Source organism: bacterium, assembly GCA_021372615.1.
GTDB lineage: Bacteria > Armatimonadota > Zipacnadia > Zipacnadales > UBA11051 > JAJFUB01.
Map to the genome: position 1 here is coordinate 49829 of JAJFUB010000131.1, position 19657 is coordinate 69485.

Consider the following 19657-nt stretch of genomic DNA (forward strand, 5'->3'; position numbering starts at 1 on the left):
ATTGTCTCGCTAGCGGCGCACCTGCACCGTCTGGATCGCGCGGACAACCTGTCCGTCCTCGGCAGTGCCGGTGACGCACACCAGGTACTGGCCGGCCGGCACCCTCTGCCCGCTGGCTGAGGTGCAGTTCCACAGGATCTCGCTGCTGCCAGCGGGGCTGACGGAACTGCCGCCCAACTGCCGCACCAGTCGCCCCGCCACATTGCGGACCTCGACACCCACCGTCGCCGGGGTGGTGAGGGTATAGGCAACGCGCACGTTGCCCGAAGCGCCCTGGGTGCAGGTGCTCCGGAGGACAAGTGCGCTCCCCGCGCCAGCGCCGATTGTGATGTTGAGCCGTCGGCTGGTTTCGCTCGACGCCAGTGTGAAGACATAGCTGCTCACGGTTCGCATGTAGATACTGCGGCCAGTCACCGTGTCGGTGAGGACAGGCCGCACGTCTCTGGGCAAAGCTGACAGGTCGGGCCAGGTCAGCTTGATGGCTGCCTCAGGTCGGGCGCAGGCGACGTCCACCGTCCAGGTGTGTCCCGCGCCCAGGCTCTCCACATAGTCGGTTGCGGTGCGTCCACCGCTGCCCGAGAAGTACAGGTCAGGGCCGTCCCCCGCGGCGGGCGGGCTGACAACGTTCGTCAGGGCCGCCGCCCGGCTGCTCACGCCCAGGAAGTTGTCTGTGTCCGCCGCCCCGTCAATCGCCGCTGCCAGGCGCAGGGACCACTCATCGGCCGGCGCCTGGGTGCTTGTCGTCGCGACCGCGGCGGCGCTCGCTGCGTCCGGCTTCTTGAGGACCAGTTGCCCGGCCCGCTGGGACAGGAAGAAGAACCCCGCGCCCTTCTTGATGACCTTGGTGGCCAGGGTCATGTTCGGGCTGACCAGCTTGTAGCTGTTGGCCGAAGTGTCATAGATCCAGAAGAAGTCGCGGGTGTACTTCCGCTCGTTCGACTCCGTCAGCGTGTAAAACGTTCCGCCGATGCGCACGCCAGTGCCCTCGGCGGACACATCCACATCGCTGACGTAAGGGTTACCCAGTTGGTTCCAGCCCACGCTGAAGTCCACGCGCACGTCGCTCGTGGCCGCCGAGCCGCTGAGGCTCAGGGCCACCGGACTGGTGCCGCGCATCCAGAACCCACGCCCCGGCGACACACGCAGGAAGCTGTCCGTTGAGCCGGACGTGTAGACCACATACTGCCCGTCCGTCCCCAGCGCCGGGTTCCAGCGTGCGAACTGCAGGCCGGTGCTCAGGTCGAAGACGTCGCTAAGCTGGTTGTTCTGCAGCGTCAGGCCGATCCCGATGAGGGAGAGGCCTGAGGGGAAGGAGAAGCCGTAGTTCGGGTTGGAGCGTGCCGGCCCGGCGGCCTCCACGGCCGTCCGCTCGTTGCCTGGGATGGACGTGTCCACACAGGTGACGGCGTAGTAGTAGTCCTTGTCATCCTCGGTGGTCGCGTCCAGACAGCCCTTCGTACCGGCGCTGGTGAACGTCTTCAGCAGCGTCACACCGTCGGCCGTGACGTTCTCGAAGTCACTCTCCGACCGGTAGACACGATACTGCAGGAAGTCCGCCGGCGGCGCGTAGCTGCTCCAGGAGATGGTGATCGAGCCCCCGTCGTCGGTCGGCGTGTCCGCCGCCGTGCAGGTCACCGCATCAGGCGCGATGTCGTCGCGCGCCTGTGCCGCCGATGTGACCTTCGAGGGAGTCTTGTTCACCGCATCGCAGGCGAAGATCTTGTAGTAGTAATCCACGTAGTTCGCCGGCACCAGGTCCACATACGTCCGCCCGCCCACGAGCACGTCGCCCAGGTACTCGAAGGTCCCGTCGGCCGCAGTGCTGCGCCACACCTCGTACTTCACCACATCGTTGTACCCGCGCCCGTCGTCGGTGGACTTGCTCCACGACACGGTGATGCTGCCGCCGCTGTCACCAGCGGTATCGGCGGCAATGGGTGAACGAGGCGCCCCCGGCGCGGGGTCGCTGATGTCCAGGTCAGCGGTCATGACGGTGCCCGAGGAGCTGATGTTGCGGACCCCAATGAGGCTATCGAGGCTCTCGTACGTGTTCGAGTTCGGCGTGGTCAGGGGACCAAACCCCGTGATGCTGTCGTGATAGGGGTCGCCGCTATCCCCGAAACTGTAGTAATGCTCCAGTTCCCAGAGCCCGTCCGCCTGTTCGAGCGCCACCAGGTAGTGCCCCAGGAGCGCGTTCAGCCCCGGGTACCACTGGGTGTCGTTGTCCGGCATGTCCTCGTCTATGTGCCAGATCAGCAGGCCGCTGCTCGGGAGCGAGACGTCAAAGCCCACCTGCTGTCGGTTCTCGACGAGCCAGTACTCGTTGGTCGGGGTGCCGCACCACAGCTTGTAGATGACCCCGCTTGACGACCCGACGGGGTTCCCCTCGATTTGCGGGAAGGACACGTTGATCTGCGAGCTCGTCGGCACGACGGGGTCCACCCACCCCAACTCCACGCGGCAGAACGCATCCAACTGCGTCGGCAGCGCTCCGCCGCCGCCCCATGACCCGAACGCCATCAGGCTCCAGTCGCCGACGCCCGTCGAATCGTAGCCATAGTCGTACAGGTCGGGGAGCCCGAGTACATGCCCGAACTCATGGGCGAACACGCCTACGAGACCGTTCTCCGGCTCGATGCTGTAGACGCTCAGCGTCTTGCCATCGAGGACCGGCTGGGTGTAGGTCTGCCACTTGTGCGACCAGATGTCCGTCGCGTCGCCCGACTCCTCCTGCCCCATCCCCGCGTGCACCACGAACAGCGCGTTGATGTAGTCGCTGCCGTCATTGGCGTACTGCGAGAAGTCCACATCCGGGTCCGCCAGGGCGGCCACGTCTTCCACGAGCTTCTGGCTGTTCTGTGGGTACGTGCCCAGGCCAGCATTGTTGTTCACGTAGTAGGCATTCGTCTGGGGGGCGCGGTACCAACCGGCAGTGCCGCCTACGGCGCTGCCGTTGAGCGTGAAGGCCTGGCGGGAGACCTCCCTGTAGTAGTCCTGCAGGCTATTGGTATACGCGGGGCTATCGAACAGCATGGAGTTGAAGTGCGTCGCGCCCGCCGTGCCCGGGTAGAGCGTCGGCGTCTTGTCAGAGAAGTCCACGAGCAGGACCAACGCGCGCCATGTCCCCGCCACCGGTTGCGCGCCGGCCGCCAGGGGATGCAGTCGATCTGCGGCACCGGGGCCCCAACCGGGCGCCTCCAGCCCCGGCTTCTTGACCAGCCGACGGTACGTAGCCAGAGCCCGGGTGCCCACCGCTCCATCTCGCAGCAACCGCGGGTGGGGCGGCATGAGCTCCGGCCCTCCCCCACGACCGGCGTTTGCCATGGCATACGCCGTCAAGCCGCTCATGTCCACCTGGCGCAACTGCCGGGTGCCCGGATCATAGACATCCACCAGGACTCGCTCCCCTGCCTGCGCGTGGCTGGCGATCTGGGTGAGCAGGCCGTCCTGGCTGGGCCGGGCGAGCACAGGGGGTAGACAGAGTGCAACGAGCAGGAGGCACATCAGCGGCAAACAGTGACGCATGGTCATCTCCCCAACTCCGGCATGGGCGCTGCCGGGGCGTCAGTTCGGCTGCACGCGTTGGCTCCCCGACCACGAGACGCCATGGCGGGAAGCGCATTGAAACCAAGGTGATGATACCAGAGGTCACATACAAACGCAAGGTGCACCAGTCGTGCCGTGGCGGCATGTTTGGGGCACAGTGGCCCGTGAGCCGCAGGTGCTCCCGAACCGCGGTTGACAGGCCAGCCCTCACCCGAGGGCCGCCACAGGCAGGAGCCCGCCAAACGGCGGCGAACCTCCGCCCATTCCGGCGACCAAGGAGCCAACTGCCATGTCCTGGCTACCCTTCAACTGCGGGCTCGGCGCGGTCTACATGTTGCACCCGGGCAAGACCCGGTCCATCTCGGCGGAGAATCCCGCTGGCGCCCCCGGGGCCGGGGCCCAGGCCATCCCCGACGGGGGCGCTGCCGCAGCCCTCGGCCAGGGCTGGAAGGTCCGCCCGTGCATCACCGTCAAGGCCGGCGAGACCGTGACTTTGGCCGACATCGCCGGCCCGGGTGTGATCCAGCACATCTGGATCACCGTCAGCGAGAAGGCCTATCGCGACTGCCTGCTGCGCATGTACTGGGACGGAGAGGACACCCCCTCGGTCGAAATCCCCCTGGGCGACCTGTTCTGCTGCGGCCACAGCCTGCGGGCGAAGGTCAACTCCCTCCCCATCGCCGTGAACCCCTCGGGCGGGATGAACAGCTACTGGCCCATGCCCTTCGGCCGGGGCGCGCGCGTCACGGTCGAGAACCAGCGCTGGGAGGACATCGGGGGCTTCTTCTACCAGATCACGTGGGCCGAGACGCCCGTGCCCGATGAGGCCGCGACCTTCCACGCCCAGTGGCGCCGCTCCATGGGCACGCGCGAGGTCCCCGAGCATGTCATCCTCGACGGCATCCGCGGCCGGGGGCAGTATGTCGGCACATATCTGGCCTGGACGCAGCTTTCCGACGGGTGGTGGGGCGAGGGGGAGATCAAGTTCTATCTCGATGGCGACACGCAGTTCCCGACGATCTGCGGTACCGGCACGGAGGACTACTTCGGGGGAGCCTGGGGCTTCGGGGACACCTTCAGCACGGCCTTCCTGGGCTACCCGCTGTGGCAGAAGGAGCCGGGACGGGTCCCCAAGCATGGCCTGTACCGCTGGCACGTCATGGACCCGATCCGCTTCGACGAGGACCTGAAGGTCACGATGCAGGAGCTGGGCTGGTGGCCCAACGGGCAGTTCCAGCCGCTGACCGATGACATCGCCTCGGTACGATACTGGTACCAGTCCGAGCCGCACGCGGCCTTCCCGGCCATGCCGCCGCCACCGGCGCGCTGGAGCCGTTAGGAGCGCGGCTCGCCAGAGCCGCAAACGAATGAGGGGCAGAGACACTTCCCGTGACGAACGTCGGCTGACGTCCGCACCAGGCCGCCGGGAAGGCTCTGTCCCTCGTCCCCATTTTACTCCCAAATGGGCACTATTGTTCCAGCTTTTCCTGCAATTCCCTCATCCGGCGCTCAAGCCTGCTGCCCCGTAGGGCGTTCGTCAGGTCCCCGCGCGTGCGCTCGATCAGCCCCCGCGCCGCGTCCGACCGACCCCGCAATCCCTGTGAGATCGCGTTCGGGTAGTCGAAGCTCATGATCGTCTGATAGATGCTGTCCATGGCCTCGAGGTACCGCTCGGCCTCCTCGACACGGTCCATGCGGACCAGATCGAGCACGTGCCGTCGCAGCTCCCCCACGACTTCGGCCAGGCCGTTGATCCAGGCCACGGGGTAGACGCCCAACTCCTCGGGCGTCGGCAGCGCCTCATCACTCAGCGCCGCCAGCACCATGGCCGCCTCGCAGTACTCCTTCTCCGAGTCGTGGACGAAGCCGCCGAAACGCAACTCCGGCGAGTCGGCCACGGCGGCGAGCATCTCATGGGTCAGCTTCCGCGCCTCGGCGAGCTGCTCGCGCGCCTGCGGCATCTCCTGCCGGTGGGCGTGCTTGATGGCCACTGACGATGCCCGCACCACTTGCCGCGACAGCACATAGGCCTGCTCGCGCGCATGGTCCAGGGCATCGCAGTACTCGCGCAGCCCGTCAACAATCTCGTCCAGTCGTGATAGCATGTCCACCTCGTAGCGGCGCGGTTCATCGCGCCCGGTCCAGTGTGGCCCAACGTCCAGCGCGATGAATCGCGCCCCTACCGGGCCAGCTCAGCACCCAGGCGAATGGCCTGAACATTCAGCGGCAGGTACTTGTGGTGGCGTTCCGGGAGCACGGTGCTCAGGGCTCGCTCCAGGGCCTCGACCGGCACCATCCCGGAGGCCGCCACGTAGGCCCCCAGCATCACCATGTTGGCGATGCGCTCGTTGCCGATCTCGATCGCCTTGTCAGTGGCCGGAATCCACACGGCGTGCACATCCTCACGCGGCACCTGGCGCACCAGCGTCGCGTTGAGGACCACCAGCCCACCGTCCTTCAGCCGGGCCAGGTTCCCATCCACCGAGAGCTGGTCCATCAGCAGCATGGAGGCCGGGCGGCCCGAGATCGGGCTGCCGACCACGCCGTCGGAGGCCACGACCGTGCAGGTTGTCGAGCCCCCACGCACCTCGGGGCTGTAGATCGGGAAGTACGACACCTGCAGGCCTTGCTCGCTGGCGGCCTGCACCAGAAGCTGGCCGATGAGCAGGACGCCCTGCCCGCCGGTGCCCGCCATGAAGACCTCATTGCGCATGGCCATCCCCCTCTCCCCAGTCCTTGAAGACGCCCGGCGGATAGACCGGCAGCATGTGGTCGCGCAGCCATTCCATCGCCTCGAGCGGCGGCTTCTGCCACCAGGTCGGGCAGGTGCTGACCAACTCGACCAGGGAGAAGCCCTTGCCCGCCACCTGCGTCTCGAAGCCCCGCCGGATGCGCCGCTTGGCGTTGCGGATGGCCTTCGGATCAATCATCGTGGCCCGCGCCAGGTAGCTCACCCCCGGCAGCGTCCGCAGGAGTTCGCAGATCTGCATGGGCAGGCCGTCCACCTGCGGCGTGCGGCCCAGCGGCGTGGTCGTGGTTTTCATGCCCAGCAGCGTCGTCGGCGCCATCTGCCCCTGGGTCATGCCGAACACGGCGTTGTTGATGAAGATGACCGTGATGTTCTCACTGCGGCTGGCGGCGTGGATCAGTTCCCCCATCCCGATGGCGGCCAGGTCGCCGTCGCCCTGGTAGGTGAACACGATCGTGTCCGGCCGCACCCGCTTGATCCCCGTGGCGACCGCCGGGGAGCGGCCGTGGGAGGCCTGCACGGAATCCAGGTTGAAGTACTCGTAGCCGAACACCGAGCAGCCGACGCTGGCAATGGCCACCGTCCGGTCGCCCAGGCCCAACTCGTCTATCACCTCGGCCACCAGCCGGTGGGCGATGGGATGGGTGCACCCGGGGCAGTAGCGCATCTGGACATCGCACAGACTGCTCGGACGCTCGTAGATCACCTGCGCGTCTGCGGCATATGTTGTGCTCATCGCGTAGTTCCTGTCAGCGGCATGGGTCTGTTACTGCAGCAGCGCCTGTATCTTCGCCAGCACTTCCTCGGGCGTCAGGAAGTTCCCCCCGGTGCGGGACACCAGCTCGACCGGGCAGCGGCCCTCCACCACCAGTTGCACGTCCTGGATGAACTGGCCCATGGACATTTCGGCCACCAGGATCATCTTGACGCGCTCGGACCACGCCCGCAGGGGAGCCGCGGGGAACGGGTAGAGGCTGACGGGGCGCAGCAAGCGGGCCTTCAGACCGACCTCGCCGGCCCAGTCAGCGGCCGTTTCGCACACGCGGGCGCTGATCCCATACGCGCACAGCAAGATGTCCGGCTCGTCGTGCCCGTACTCTTCCCACACCGTCTCGCGCGCGGCGGCCTCGCGGTAGCGCTCGAAGATGGTCAGGTTCTTGGCTTCCATCTCGTCGGGCACGGTGTAGAGCGAGTTGATGATGTTCCGTGGCCGGTCGCCCCGGACCCCACCCACGCACCAGTCGGCCTCGACCGGCGGCGGGTCGCCCCAGGGCGCCCGGGTGCAGGGCTCCTGCATCTGGCCCAGGATGGCGTCGGCCAGGATCGTGACCGGGGTGCGGTAGCGGAAGGCGATGTCGAACGCCTTGCCGGTCCAGTCGTGCAGTTCCTGCACGCTGTAGGGTGCGAAGCTGAGGCCCGAGCCATCGCCATGGCCGCAGCCGCGGGTGGTCAGGAAGTAGTCTGACTGGGCCGGAGCGATGTTCCCCAGGCCCGGACCGCCGCGGACCACGTTCACGATCACGCACGGTAGCTCGGACCCGATCATGTACGAGAGGCCCTCCTGCATCAGCGAGATGCCGGGGCTGGAGGAACTCGTCATGACCCGCGCCCCGGCCGCCGCGGCCCCATACACCATGTTGATGGCCGCCAACTCGCTCTCGGCCTGCAGGTACACACCACCGACCTCGGGCATGTGCCGGGCCATGAACTCGGGGATCTGGTTCTGGGGGGTGATGGGATAGCCGAAAAAGTGGCGGCAGCCGCCGGCGATGGCGCCCCAGGCGCACGCCTCGTTGCCGTTCATGATGACACGCTCGCTCACGGGCGCACCTCCGCCGCCGGCCGGGCCTCGCCCGCCGCTTCCTTCGCCCGGACGATCGTGAAACACACATCGGGACACATCAGGGCGCAGATGGCGCACCCGGTGCACGCCTCGGGCTCCTTTTGCACGGTCGGGTGGTACCCGGCTTCGTTGAGCGCCGGGGAGGGCTCCAGCAGCTTCTTGGGGCAGTGAGCGATGCACAGCCCGCAGGCCTTGCAGCGCTCACTGTTGATGGTAAGCTTGTTCATGGGCGTCCTTTACAGCAGGAGGCGAGGGACAGGAGACGAGACGTGACGCTCGGGCGAGGACGGGCTCAGCCGGCCCGACGGCCCGCGGCCTCCTGCAGCAGCTTGCGGGCGTGCTTCTGCGCCGTGGCGTCGTCACCAGCGGACCCGAACATCCGCGCCAACTCCTCCACGCGCTCACTGGCCGCCAACTCGGCGACCGCCACGGTCGTGCGCCCGTCGCTGACAACCTTCTCCACGTGCAGGTGCTGGTCGGCCAGGCCGGCGATCTGCGGGAGGTGCGTGACGCACAGCACCTGGGCGTGCCGCGCCAACTCAGCCAGCCGTTCCCCCACCCGGTGGGCGGTCTGACCGCCGATTCCGGCGTCCACCTCGTCGAAAATGATCGTGGGGATCTCCGCCCCGCGCGAGCACAACGACTTGAAGGCCAGCATGATGCGCGATAGCTCGCCGCCGGAGGCCACCTTGGCCAGCGGCCGCACTTCCTCGCCCTGGTTGGCGCAGAAGAGAAAACGCACTTCGTCCAGACCGCGCGCCGTGGCCGCCACCGGACCGTCCGGCGTCGGCAGCCCCTCGGGGTCGCTCTGGCTCTGCAGTTCGACCTCGAACTGCGCCGCCGGCATCCCCAGGGACGCTAGGCTCTCCGCCATGGCCCGCGCCAGCGCCCGGCCCAGCTTCTGCCGGGCTGCGGACAGCCGCAACCCCGCCTGCGCCGCCGCTTCGGCGGCCTGGCGCACGGCCCGCGTCAGCTCCGCTTCCTGTTCCTCAAAGTTCTCAATCGCCGCCAGTTCTCGTTCCGCCTGCTCCAGATAGGATAGCACATCCCCGAGTCGTTCGCCATACTTGCGTTTGAGGCGGCTGATGAGGTCCAGGCGCTGCTCGATCTGCTCGAGACGGTGCGGATCGGCGTCGAGGGCTTCCACGTAGCCCCGCAGGACGTGCTCGGCCTCGGCGGCGGCGGTGGCCGCCCCGGCCAGTTCGTCGGCGTGGGGCCGCAGCGACGGGTCAATGTCCGCCAGGCGCTCCACGTTCCCCGCCACCTGCGCCAGCGCCGCGCCGACGCCCGCCGCGCCATCGTCGCCGCCCAGCAGCGCCAGCGCCTCCCCGGCCAGCTCCTCCAGCTTCTCGACGGAGTTCAGCCGCCGGCGCTCGGCCTGGAGTTCGTCCTCCTCGTCGGCCCGTAGCTCCGCCTGGGCAATCTCCTGCACCTGGAAACGCAGCATGTCCAGCCGCTGCTCGCGTTCCCGGCTGTGGCTCCGCAGGGCCGTCAGCGCCGCCCGCGCCTCGCCCAGGGCCGCATACCGGCTTTCATACTCCCGCCGCAGCGCCAGGTGCTCCTCCCCGCCCGTGTGGTCGAGGAACTCCAGGTGGTTCTCCTCGTGGATCAGCGCCTGGTGCTCGTGCTGGCCGTGGACATCCACCAGGTGGCGGCTGATCTCCTGCAGCGTCGCCAGCGTCACCGGCCGGCCGTTGGCACGACACTGGCTGCGCCCGCCCGAGATCTGCCGCGACAGCACGATCAGACCGTCCTCCCCGGCGGCCACCCCCGCTTCCTCCAGCGCCGCCAGCGCCCGGGCGCACTCCCGGGCCGCGAAAGCGGCATCCACGGTCGCCGTGGCGGCGCCGCTGCGGATGACCTCGGCGGAGACACGCTCGCCCAGGGCGGCGCTGAGGGCGTCAATGAGAATGGACTTGCCGGCCCCCGTCTCGCCGGTCAGCACGGACAGGCCCGGCCGGAAGGACACCGTGAGGTCGTCAATGAGGGCAAAGCTGTTGATGGTGAGTTCGACCAGCACGGTGTGGCTCCGACTGTGGGGCGGGGGCGCTACCGCTCCGTCCCCCACCTGAGCTTCTCGCGCAGGCGGCCGTAGAACCGCGACTCCCCCAGCCGCACCAGCAGGGCGTCGCGCTCGGCCCGGGTGACGTGCACCTCATCCCCCTCGCTGAGGCTGCACAGCTCCTGCCCGTCCACGAACACCACGGCCTCCGGCCGCTCCTTGCCATCCCCCGCCAGTTGCATCGTCACCTGCACCTCCGCCGGCACCAGCAGGGGGCGCGAGTAGAGCGTGTGGGGGCAGATGGGCGTCAGGATCATCGCCGCCATGCGGGCATCCACGATGGGCCCGCCGGCGGACAGGTTGAAGGCCGTCGAGCCGGTGGCGGTCGCCACGATCAGGCCATCGGCGGGGAAAGTAGCGATGTGGTCGCCGTCGAGACTCGTCCGGATGCGCGCCATGCGGCCATAGAGGGGCTTGCCGACCACGACATCGTTCAGCGCCCAGCGGAACTCGCCGCCCGGCGCCTGGGCGCGGAGCATGATCCGGCGCTCGACCGCGAACTGCCCGGCCAGCAGCCGATCCAGGTCCCCCAGAAGCTGCTCGGGCGCCTCGGCGGCCAGGAAGCCGAAGCTCCCCATGTCCACGCCCAGCAGCGGCGTCCCACGCGGGGCGGCCTCGCGAGCTGCCGCCAGCAGCGTCCCGTCGCCACCCAGCACGATCACCAGGTCGCTGACCGCACACTGCGCCGCCGAGCCGAGTTCCACCCCCGGCGGGCAGTCTCCCGCCATCTCCTCATCCACGATGCACTCGCGCCCACGGGCCTGCAGCTCGCCGCAGAGCTGGCGCGCCAGATCGGCCGCACCGGGTCGGTGCGAGGCAATGACGATGCCCACGCGACTGATTGTGGTGCTCTCAGGCATGGGCCTCTATCCTACCGCCTGTTCTCCCGGCCTGCTGCTCGACCCCAGCCGCTTGAGGTTCTCCTGGGCCGGCTGGCACTGCGGGTCAATCTCCAGGGCCTTGCGGTACTGCGCCTTGGCGTCCTCGAGTTTGCCCATCCGCTCCAGCGTCACGCCCAGGTTGTTCGCCGCCTGCGCGAAGCGCGGGTTCGCCTTCAGCGCGCTGCGGAAGTGGGCTGCGGCCATGTCCAGGTTGCCCTGGGTCAGGTAGATGAGGCCCACGTTGTTCTCTGCCTGCGGGTTGCCCGGCTCCAACTCCAGGCTGCGCAGATACGCTGCCAGGGCCAGGGGGTACTGTTTGCGCTCGTAGTAGGCATTGCCCAGGCCGCTGTGGGCCGCCGCCTCCTCGGGGAAGCGCTGGGCCGCGGTCTGCCACTGCTCGAAGGCCTCGTCCTTGCGCCCGGCCCCCTCCAGCGCCAGCGCCAGGTTCACCCGTGCCACCGCCAGCGTGCCATCCGCCTTGACGGCCCGCCCGAACAGGTCCACGGCTTCCGCCACGCGGCTTTGCTGGAAGACCACGCCCCCCAGATTGTTCAGGCACATGGCGTCATCGGGCTGCAGCTCCAGGGCCTTCCGGTACGCCTCTTCGGCTGTCTTGACGTCTCCGACGGTCGCGTACACGAGCCCCTGGTTGTACTTGGCCGCGAAGCTGCGGGGGTCGAGGGTCTCGGCCTTCTTCAGGGCCGCCAGCGCCTCCTGCGGCTGCTTGAGGTGGTGCAGCGCGATGCCCAGGCCCAGGTTGGCTTCGGCGCTGTCGGGTGCGCGCTTCAGCGCCTCCTCGTACCGGGCTTTGGCGTCGTCGAAGCGGTCCACCTTCAGGTACATGGCCCCCAGCGTGACCAGAATCCGGTTGTCATCGGCCCGCAGCCGGCGCGCCGCCTCGTACTGCTCGATGGCTTTGCCGACCTCGCCGACCTTCTGCAGGGCCACGCCGAAGTTCAGGTGGGCCTCGAAGTCGTTCGGGTTGATCTTCAGCGCCCGGGTGTACTCGTTCCAGGCCTTCGCGTCACGCCCCTGGCGCAGATACAGGTTCGCCAGGTTATAGTGGGCGTCGAAGTAGTTGCTGTCCAGGTCCTCCGCGCGCTTGTAGGCGGCCTCGGCCTCCGTCAGCCGCCCCTGCGCCAGGTAGACGTTGCCCAGGTTGTTGTGGCCGACGGCATAGCGGGGCTCAGCGGCGAGGCACTGCTTGAGGTAGTTCTCCGCCTGCGGAAGCTGTCCGAGCTGCAGGTACGTCGAGCCGATCCAGCACAGCAGGACCGCGTGGCCCGGCTGGCTCTGCAACGCAGCCAGGAAGTGCTCCAGCGCCTCCTGCATCTTGCCGGCCGCATACGCCTGCTGCCCCAACTCGGCGCGGTTCACCGGCGCCTGGGCCTGCCCCACCGAGGCGATCACGAACGCCAGGAGCAGGAGTGCGGTTGTCCGTGCTGTCATGGCACCAACTCCGAGAGATGTCATGCGGCCGACACAGTTCAGGCGAGGCTGCGCGCCGCGGCGGCGATGCCGTCCGCATCGAGGCCCAGTTCCGCCCACAGCCGCGCCTTGTTGCCGTGGCTGATGAAGCGATCCGGGATCCCCAGCCGCCGTATGCGGGTACAAACACCCCGGTCCTGCAGCAGTTCCACCACCCCGGCGCCGAAGCCCCCGGCCAGGACGTTCTCCTCGACCGTCACGATCGGCCCCCGCGCCGCCTGCTGCAGGATCAACTCCTCGTCCAGCGGCTTGGCGAAGCGCGCGTCCACCACTGTCGCCTCCAGCCCCTCGTCCGCCAGCAGCTCCGCCGCCGCCAGCGCAGCCCTCACCATCGAACCGATGGCCAGGAGTGTGAGGGCTTCCCCCTCACGGACGACTCTTCCCCGACCCGTGGGCAGCACCTGCATCGCGCCGCTGATGTCGGCGCCCGTTCCCTGGCCGCGCGGATAGCGGAGGGCCACCGGTGCGTCGAGGCTCAGGGCCGTCCGCAGCATGTCCCGCAGCTCCGCCTCGTCCGATGGCGCCATGATCGTCAGCCCGGGGATGCTCCGCAGGAAACTGAGGTCGAATACGCCATGGTGGGTCGGGCCGTCGTCTCCCACCAGGCCGGCTCGGTCCAGCGCCAGCACCACCGGCAGGCCCTGCAGGCACACGTCGTGCAGTATCTGGTCGTAGGATCGTTGTAAGAAAGTGCTGTATATGGCGACGACGGGCCGCATCCCGTCTGCCGCCATCGCCCCGGCGAAGGTCACGGCGTGTTCCTCGGCCATGCCGACATCGAAGCAACGGTCGGGGAAGCGGCGCCGAAAGCCCTGCAGACCCGTGCCGGCGATCATGGCCGCCGAGACGGCGACGATCCGCTTGTCGGCCTCGGCCAGGTCGCTCAGCGCCTGCCCAAACACCTGGCTGTAGGTCGGCGGTCCCTCACGCGGCTCCTCATGACCGTTGCTCAGGTCGAAGGGGCGCGTCCCGTGGAAGGCCTGCGGGTCGCACTCCGCCGGGTCGTAGCCCTTGCCCTTGGTAGTCAGCACGTGCAGCAACACCGGCCCCGGCAGGCGCTTGGCCTGCTCCAGCATGGCCAGAAGCTGCACCATGTCGTGGCCGTCAATGGGTCCCAGGTAGGTGATGCCCAGGTGCTCAAAGAGCATCCCTGGCACGACCAGTTCCTTCATGCCTTCGCGCACCCGGTCGGCGAACAGGACCATGGCGTCGCCGCCGGGCATGGGTCGCAGCAGCCGCTCCAGATCGCGCCGGAAGCGCCGTATGGCGGGCTCCACCTCGGCCCGGACCCGTGACAGCGACGCCGCCAGGGCTCCCACGCTGCGCCCGATGCTCATCTCGTTGTCGTTGAGCACCACCAGCATGTCCACGTTCTGCTGCCCGGCCTGGTTCAGCGCCTCGAAGGCCATGCCGCCGGTGAGAGAGCCGTCGCCGATGATGGCCACCACGCGTTCATCGCCGCCGCGCAGGTTCCGCGCCACCGCGAAGCCCAGGGCGGCCGAGATGGAGGTGCTGCCGTGGCCCGCGCCCCAGGCGTCGTGCTCCGATTCGCTCCGGCGCGGGAAGCCCGACGGCCCGCCATCCTGCCGGATGCGGTCGAACTCGTCCTGGCGGCCGGTCAGCAGCTTGTGGGGATAGCACTGGTGCCCCACGTCCCAGATGAGCTTGTCCTGGGGGGAACTGAAGCTGTGGTGGAGGGCGATGGTGAGTTCCACCACGCCCAGGTTGGGGGCCAGGTGCCCGCCGGTGTTGGAGACCGTCTGCAGGATGCGCTGGCGGATCTCGCCGGCCAACTGCGTCAGTTGCTCCCGCGTCAGGGCCCGCAGGTCCGCCGGCTGCTTGATCGTCTCCAGAATGCCGCTCATGTTGGGTTGCGTTCCATCCCCCGCAGGCCGGCTGAGGCCCGGCCCCTCCTACTGCTCGCCATCATCATCGCCGAAGAGATTGCCGGCGGCCGGAGCGCGGCTCTCCTGAGCCACCGCGCCGTTCTCCTGCGGCTCTGGAGAGCCGCGCTCCAAGAACTGCTCCACGACCGCCTCGGCCTCCGCCAGCTTGCGCTCGCACGCCTCGCGCAGCGCTGTGCCCTCCTGGAAGAGCTTCAGGGCGTCCTCGAGGGCCAGGTCGCCGCGATCCAGCTCGGCCACGATCTCCTCGAGCCGTTCAATGGCCTGCTCGAACGTCATCTCTTGCGGGGTGGGGGGCTTCTTCATCGCCATCCATTTTAGCACGTTGTCAGTCCGCCGTGTAGTGGCGCGATTTATCGCGCCCACGGCAGCCGACCCCGTTTCGGGCGCGATTCACCGCGCCCACGGCAGCCGACCTCATGTGGGGCGCGATGAATCGCGCCGCTACCGCGCCGTCGCCTCGACGTCGCCATCCGTCACCGTGATCGTCAGGCCCGCCGTCCGTGCCACCTGCTGCACCGACCGGACGATCTGTCCCGTCTCCGTCAGCCGGAGGATGGCGTACCCGCGCCCCAGCACCGCCGTGGGGCTGAGGGCCTCCAGGCCCACCGTCGCCCTGCCCAGCCGCTGCCGCCGGGCCTCGATCTGCCGTTGAGCGTACTCCCGCAGGCTCTCGGCGGCCTCGTCCAGGCGCTGCAGCCGCATCTCCAGCAGGACCTCGGGCCGCTGCAGCACCGGCTGGGAGGTCAGCCGCTCCAGGCGCTGCCGGCCCCGCTGGGCGTGGTGCAGCAGCCGGCCCTGCAGATGCCGCCCCACGGCCTGCAGGTGACGCAGCAACTCCCCGGCGTCGGGCACGACCAGCTCCGCCGCCGCTGAGGGCGTGGCGGCCCGCAGGTCGGCCACGAAGTCCGTCAGGGCGGTGTCCGTCTCATGCCCGACGGCGCTGATGACCGGCAGGCGGCTGGCAAACACCGCCCGCGCGACCGCCTCCTCATTGAAGCACCAGAGGTCTTCGAGCGACCCGCCGCCGCGCCCGACGACCAGGACATCCAGGTCGTCCCGAGCGTTGGCCAGCTTCAGCGAGCCGACGATGCTGTCGGCCCCGGCCTCGCCCTGGACGACGGTCGGGATGACGACAATGCGGGCGAGCGGGAAGCGCCGGGAGATGATGCTGACGAGGTCGCGGATTGCGGCGCCCGTGGGGGAGGTGATCAGGCCGATGCCCCGGGGGAAGCGAGGCAGGGGTCGCTTGCGCTCGGGCGCGAACAGCCCCTCCTGCTCCAGCTTGGCCTTGAGGCCCTCGAAGGCCGCCGCCAGCTCCCCCACGCCGTCCGGCCGCATCGCCCGCACGAGCAGTTGGTAGCGTCCTTGCTTCTCGTAGACGGAGATGTTCCCCTCGACGACGAGCCGCATCCCGCTGTCCACGGGAAACCGCACGCGGGAGGCGATGTTGCGGAAGCACACGCAACTGAGCGTGGCGTTGTCGTCCTTGAGGGAGAAGTACAGGTGGCCGGAGGAGTGCCGGGTGAAGTTCGAGACTTCACCCCGGACGGAGACATCGGACAGGATCTCATCGCGCTCCAGCAGGCGCTTGAGGTAGGCGGTCAGTTCGGTAACGGAAAGAGCCTGGGGTGGGAGCACGGAACGTCGTCACTCCGAGGACTGTAGTGCGGGCTTCCAGCACGCCACAGGCAGCCCACCCGACACCGCGTGCTCGTGGCGAGCGGCTAGCCCGAATGGGCCGCGACGGCCTTGCGACCTCGTGGGCGCCGCTCAGCCACGCGGGGCGTCCGTGCGGGCCGCTCGGCGCGGTCGTCCTGCCCCTGGTCAGCCACCCTGGGTTGGGCCTTGACAACTAGCTCCAGACCGAGGGCGTTGCACAGGCGGAACGCCGTGCGCAGGCTGATCTTCTCGGGGTCGGAGAGCACCCTCGATACGTACGACTGCTTCAGGCCGGCCCGTTCGGCCAACTCGGTCTGCGTGATCCGCTGCTCCTTCATGGCCGTGGTGAGGTCGAACCACAACTCCATGACCGCCGCCTGATGGCCGTAGGTCGGGTTGGCCCTGGCGACGGCCTCCAGGCGTTCCTGGAGGCTGTCCTCAAGAACCCATTGCTGTGCCATGCTGCGCTCTCCATTCGCGCGCGAGGCGATCAATGCGTGCCAGATCAGCGGGGTCCGCCATCGCCTTGTGTTTGACGCGATGGAGACACAGGATGAGGTCGTCGCCGACGCGGAACCCCATCAGCCTGTGATCGCCCCGCCGTACCTCCCACTGGTCCGGCCATCCCGCCATCTGCTTGAACCACTTCTCGCCGACGAAATGATCCCGTTGTCCGATCTGGTCGAACTGAAGCACCCAACTGGTGATGGCCTGTGGGTCCTCCCGCGCGAGACGATCCAGGAACTCCCCCACCTCCGTCTCGCCATTGACCACCAGAGCCCAGATTCTGAGGCGCCGTTTGACCCACACCCGAATCCTGTCCAGACGTGGCGTTTCCATTATAACCTTTCAGTTATAATGCGGCAACAACGAAAGTCGGTGGGTAGTCTCCCCCTCGGTGGGTAAGGTCGGTGTGGCCTACTCCTTCCCCCCCACCTCCAACTGGTTATCCCGCGCGTACGCCCCCAGGATGCCGTTGACGAACTTCCCGGACTCCGCCCCGCCGTACTCCTTGGCCAGTTCCACGGCCTCGTTGATGGCCGCACTCACCGGCACATCGGGGCAGTGGCGCAGCTCGGTCAGCGCCATCCGCAGCAGGTTCCGGTCTATGGCCGGCATGCGCTCCAGGGCCCACTCGTGCGAGTAGGCGCGGATCAACTCATCCACGGCATTGGCGTCGCGGAAGTACAGGTCGGCCAGGCGGCGGCCGAACATCTCGATCTCGGCCTGCAGCTTGTGGCGTTCCTCGGGCCGGAAGCCCCACTCGTCCATGAGCACCTGGATCGTGTGATCCGCGTTGCCCATGGCGGCTCCGGGGCCCTTGCCAATGTCCGCCTCAAACAGGATGCTGAGGGCCAGTTCTCTCGCCTTACGGCGTGCTCCAGCTTGTTTCACTCTGACCTCTCCGACTGCCAACCCCGTGGCGGCGCAGTCCACTGCGCCCGGGGCGCGATGGATCGCGCCCCTACTCCCCGCTGATCACCAGTACGCCGATGACACCGCCGATGACGATCAGGATCAGCATCAGCACTGCGGCCCAGAACCCGAAGATGAGGCCGGCCAGGCCGACGCCGAACCCGAAGGCGGCGCCCACCAGCGCCCGCCAGAACGGATGGATGGGGGCATAGTCGTTCACAGACGCTCCTCCTCGGCGCCGGACATGCGACGCTCCAGGAAATGGGTGTCTACCTGCCCGCGCCGGAAGTGGGCGTTGCCCAGCAGGCGCAGGTGGAACGGTATCGTGGTCCGGATCCCCCGCACGACCATGCCGCGCAGCGCACCCTCCATCTTGGCGATGGCCGCAGCGCGGTTGTGGTCCCAGCAGATGACCTTGGCCACCATGGGGTCGTAGTAAGACGAGATCGTGGAGCCTGCCACGACGCCGCTGTCCACGCGCACGCCCGGCCCGTGCGGCGCCCGCCATTCGGTCAGCGTCCCGGGCGAGGGCATGAAGTCGCGGTCGCCGTCCGCCGCCAGGATGCGGCATTCGATGGCATGGCCGTTGAACCAGATGCGCCCCTGCTCGTGGCCGAGCTTCTCGCCGGCGGCGATGCGGATCTGCTCGCGCACGATGTCCACGCCGGTCAGCATCTCGGTGACGGGGTGCTCGACCTGCACGCGGGTGTTCATCTCCATGAAGTAGAACTTCCCGCGCTTGTCGAGCAAGAACTCGATCGTCCCGGCGTTGACATAGCCCACTGTCTGCGCGGCCTTGACCGCCGCCTCACCCAGTCGCCGGCGCAGTGTGTTGGACACCGCCGGGCAGGGCGATTCCTCCAGCAGCTTCTGGTTGCGGTACTGGATCGAGCACTCGCGCTCGCCCAGGTGGATCACATTGCCATGCGTGTCGGCCAGGATCTGCACCTCGACGTGGCGCGGCTCCTCAACGTCCTTTTCCATGTACACGTCGCCGTTGCCGAAGGCCGCGCGCGCCTCGGCGCGGGCCGTCTCCAGCGCGGGGCCCATCTGCTCGGCGTTCTGCACCACGCGAATGCCCCGGCCGCCCCCGCCGCTGACCGCCTTGACGCGCACCGGGTAGCCCATCTTGTCGGCCAACTCGCGCGCCTCGCGCAGGTCGCTGATGGCGCCCTCGCTGCCGGGGATGATCGGCACGCCCGCAGCGTGCATCACGCGCCGGGCCTCCGCCTTGTCGCCCATCTGGGAGATGACGCTCGACGGTGGCCCGATGAAGGTGATCTTGCAGGCCTCGCAGGCTTCGGCGAAGCTGGGGACTTCGGAGAGATTGCCGTACCCGGGGTGGATGGCTTCGGCGCCGGTGATGACCGCCGCGCTGATGATGTTGGCGGCGTTCAGGTAGCTGTCGCGGTTGGGCGGGGGGCCGATACACACCGCTTCATCGGCGACACGCACGTGCAGCGCCTCCGCATCGGCCTCGGAGTACACGGCCACGGTGGCGATTTTCAGCTCGCGGCAGGCCTGCATGATGCGGCAGGCGATCTCGCCGCGATTGGCCACCAGGATCTTCTCAAACATGGCTTCCTCGGGGGATGTAGTGGCGCGATTCGTCGCGCCCCGGGGTGGCCTGGGCGCGATGAATCGCGCCGCTATCTGTCAGTACCGCTCGTGCCCGGCTGTCGTACACCAGACCTTGCCGGTCTGGGCGTCGTAGCTGTACGGCTTCCCGCTCACGGGGCACTTGCTGATGGAGGCCGTCACGCCCGTGTCAATGCGCGCCGGCGGCCCTTCGCCGGTGGCGGTGTCCATCTGGATGCTCTGTCGAATCTGGTTCAGATTCGACATGCACTCCACCGACTCGGCCTTCTCAATGCTCTTGGCCGGGATGCTCTTCTCGTTCTTGCCGCCCTTGCCGTGCAGGCCCAGGTACGCACCCGCCAGGATCAGGATGATGGCGACGACGACGAGGATCTCGATGAGAACGAAGCCCTTCCGGGAACGGATCAGTTGGCCCATGGCTTGCACTCCAGATGAAGGCCGTCCTGACGAAGGCCCTGGGTGCCGCGTCGTGTGGGGCGGGCCCCACGGCGGGTGGGCGGGCCCCCC

At 68.3% G+C, this 19657-nt stretch carries 19 protein-coding genes; 1 reads left to right on the top strand and 18 read right to left on the bottom strand.

All coding sequences use genetic code 11. The features are described 5' to 3' along the window. Nucleotides 1-9 precede the first annotated feature (9 nt). On the bottom strand, nt 10-3525 hold the full coding sequence (locus LLH23_19435; protein ID MCE5240639.1) for a M6 family metalloprotease domain-containing protein: 3516 nt from the start codon (nt 3523-3525) through the stop codon (nt 10-12). A 310-nt stretch (nt 3526-3835) separates the two neighbouring features. On the opposite strand from LLH23_19435, the gene LLH23_19440 reads away from it, so the two are divergent. Further along, complete coding sequence (locus LLH23_19440; GenBank protein MCE5240640.1) at nt 3836-4885, top strand: DUF2961 domain-containing protein; 1050 nt, start codon at nt 3836-3838, stop codon at nt 4883-4885. Between the two features lie 130 nt (nt 4886-5015). On the opposite strand, the gene LLH23_19445 is transcribed toward LLH23_19440, so the two are convergent. From LLH23_19445 to LLH23_19525, 17 genes are all read right to left on the bottom strand, one after another. Continuing rightward, nucleotides 5016-5651, bottom strand: coding sequence for a hypothetical protein (locus LLH23_19445; protein ID MCE5240641.1), 636 nt, complete (start codon nt 5649-5651; stop codon nt 5016-5018). Nucleotides 5652-5725: 74 nt separating this feature from the next. Then, nucleotides 5726-6265 (bottom strand): 2-oxoacid:acceptor oxidoreductase family protein, encoded by a 540-nt coding sequence (locus LLH23_19450; protein MCE5240642.1) that lies wholly within the window; start codon nt 6263-6265, stop codon nt 5726-5728. Then, the gene (locus tag LLH23_19455) at nt 6249-7031 is read right to left on the bottom strand and encodes a thiamine pyrophosphate-dependent enzyme (GenBank protein ID MCE5240643.1); all 783 of its coding nucleotides are present in this window, start codon (nt 7029-7031) and stop codon (nt 6249-6251) included. Before LLH23_19455 ends, LLH23_19450 begins: the two co-directional genes overlap by 17 nt. Nucleotides 7032-7061: 30 nt before the next feature. Then, on the bottom strand, nt 7062-8117 hold the full coding sequence (gene vorB / locus LLH23_19460) for a 3-methyl-2-oxobutanoate dehydrogenase subunit VorB (protein MCE5240644.1): 1056 nt from the start codon (nt 8115-8117) through the stop codon (nt 7062-7064). After that, on the bottom strand, nt 8114-8365 hold the full coding sequence (locus LLH23_19465) for a ferredoxin family protein (GenBank protein MCE5240645.1): 252 nt from the start codon (nt 8363-8365) through the stop codon (nt 8114-8116). The genes vorB and LLH23_19465 overlap by 4 nt, the downstream gene beginning before the upstream one ends. Before the next feature lie 65 nt (nt 8366-8430). After that, nucleotides 8431-10158, bottom strand: a complete 1728-nt coding sequence (recN, locus tag LLH23_19470; GenBank protein MCE5240646.1) for a DNA repair protein RecN — start codon at nt 10156-10158, stop codon at nt 8431-8433. Between the two features lie 29 nt (nt 10159-10187). Further along, the gene (locus LLH23_19475; protein ID MCE5240647.1) at nt 10188-11060 is read right to left on the bottom strand and encodes an NAD(+)/NADH kinase; all 873 of its coding nucleotides are present in this window, start codon (nt 11058-11060) and stop codon (nt 10188-10190) included. A gap of 6 nt (nt 11061-11066) precedes the next feature. Beyond that, a complete protein-coding gene (locus LLH23_19480) occupies nt 11067-12530 on the bottom strand; it encodes a tetratricopeptide repeat protein (protein MCE5240648.1) in 1464 nt (487 codons plus the stop codon). Between the two features lie 38 nt (nt 12531-12568). Further along, nucleotides 12569-14434: a 1-deoxy-D-xylulose-5-phosphate synthase gene (gene dxs / locus LLH23_19485; GenBank protein ID MCE5240649.1), complete on the bottom strand. Its 1866-nt coding sequence runs from the start codon at nt 14432-14434 to the stop codon at nt 12569-12571. Between the two features lie 48 nt (nt 14435-14482). Then, nucleotides 14483-14779: an exodeoxyribonuclease VII small subunit gene (xseB, locus tag LLH23_19490; protein MCE5240650.1), complete on the bottom strand. Its 297-nt coding sequence runs from the start codon at nt 14777-14779 to the stop codon at nt 14483-14485. A 138-nt stretch (nt 14780-14917) separates the two neighbouring features. After that, nucleotides 14918-16114: an exodeoxyribonuclease VII large subunit gene (gene xseA / locus LLH23_19495; protein ID MCE5240651.1), complete on the bottom strand. Its 1197-nt coding sequence runs from the start codon at nt 16112-16114 to the stop codon at nt 14918-14920. Between the two features lie 86 nt (nt 16115-16200). Beyond that, nucleotides 16201-16596: a helix-turn-helix domain-containing protein gene (locus tag LLH23_19500; GenBank protein MCE5240652.1), complete on the bottom strand. Its 396-nt coding sequence runs from the start codon at nt 16594-16596 to the stop codon at nt 16201-16203. Beyond that, nucleotides 16574-16945 carry a hypothetical protein gene (locus LLH23_19505; protein MCE5240653.1) on the bottom strand — a complete coding sequence of 124 codons (372 nt, stop codon included), beginning with the start codon at nt 16943-16945 and terminating at the stop codon, nt 16574-16576. The genes LLH23_19500 and LLH23_19505 overlap by 23 nt, the downstream gene beginning before the upstream one ends. Nucleotides 16946-17053: 108 nt before the next feature. After that, nucleotides 17054-17530: a transcription antitermination factor NusB gene (gene nusB / locus LLH23_19510; protein MCE5240654.1), complete on the bottom strand. Its 477-nt coding sequence runs from the start codon at nt 17528-17530 to the stop codon at nt 17054-17056. A 70-nt stretch (nt 17531-17600) separates the two neighbouring features. Further along, complete coding sequence (locus LLH23_19515; protein MCE5240655.1) at nt 17601-17771, bottom strand: hypothetical protein; 171 nt, start codon at nt 17769-17771, stop codon at nt 17601-17603. After that, complete coding sequence (accC, locus tag LLH23_19520) at nt 17768-19129, bottom strand: acetyl-CoA carboxylase biotin carboxylase subunit (protein ID MCE5240656.1); 1362 nt, start codon at nt 19127-19129, stop codon at nt 17768-17770. The genes LLH23_19515 and accC overlap by 4 nt, the downstream gene beginning before the upstream one ends. 78 nt (nt 19130-19207) lie before the next feature. Then, nucleotides 19208-19567, bottom strand: a complete 360-nt coding sequence (locus LLH23_19525; protein ID MCE5240657.1) for a prepilin-type N-terminal cleavage/methylation domain-containing protein — start codon at nt 19565-19567, stop codon at nt 19208-19210. Nucleotides 19568-19657 lie beyond the last annotated feature (90 nt).